General features: G+C 64.5%; 1 protein-coding gene. It reads left to right on the forward strand.

All coding sequences use genetic code 11. The features are described 5' to 3' along the window. Nucleotides 1-873, forward strand: an 873-nt coding sequence (locus AC3WJP_RS29065) for a type II secretion system protein GspD (RefSeq protein ID WP_493735706.1), incomplete at its 5' end; no start/stop codon positions are given. Nucleotides 874-976: the final 103 nt, after the last annotated feature.

Genomic DNA, 976 nt, shown 5'->3' on the forward strand with positions numbered 1-976 from the left:
AGCAGCAACCAACTGCTGATCCGCACCCGCCCCGCGCAGTGGACCGAGATCGAAGGCGCCATCAAACGCCTCGACAACCCGCCCATGCAGGTGCAGATCGAAACCCGCATCCTCGAAGTCAACCTCACCGGCGAACTGGACATGGGCGTGCAGTGGTACCTGGGCCGCCTGGCGGGCAACTCCTCCAGCACCACCGTCGCCAACACCGCCGGCAGCCAAGGCGCGCTGGGCGCCGGCGGCGCGGCGTTGTCGAGCTCCGACTCGCTGTTCTACTCCTTCGTCAGCAACAACCTGCAAGTCGCCCTGCACGCCCTCGAAAGCAATGGTCGCACCCAGGTGCTGTCGGCGCCCTCGCTGGTGGTCATGAACAACCAGCAGGCGCAGATCCAGGTCGGCGAGAACATCCCGATCAACCAGACCACGGTCAACACCAACACCTCCGACACCACCCTGAGCAGCGTCGAATACGTGCAGACCGGCGTCATCCTCGACGTGGTGCCGCGCATCAACCCGGGCGGCCTGGTGTACATGGACATCAAGCAACAGGTCAGCAACGCCGACTACAGCAACGTCACCAGCACCTCCACCAACCCGGCCATCGCCGCGCGCTCGGTGGCCACGCAAGTGGCGGTGCAGAGCGGGCAGACGGTGTTGCTGGGGGGATTGATCAAGCAGGACAACAGCGACACCAGCACCGCCGTGCCGTACCTGGGGCGCATCCCGGGGCTCAAATGGTTGTTCGGCAGCACCAGCAAGTCCAAGGCCCGCACCGAACTGATCGTGCTGATCACGCCGCGGGTGGTGACAGGCAACAGCCAGGCGCAGCAGGTAACGGACGATTACCGCCAGCAGATGCAGTTGCTGAAACCCTGATGAATCGCCGACCGGACATCTCCCCTGTAGCGAGGGGGCTTGCCCCCGATAGGGTGTGTCAGTACTGGATGAGGTGGCTGACACACCGAATCGGGGGGAAGCC

The sequence above is a fragment of the Pseudomonas sp. GW821-FHT01A09 genome (assembly GCF_058986725.1).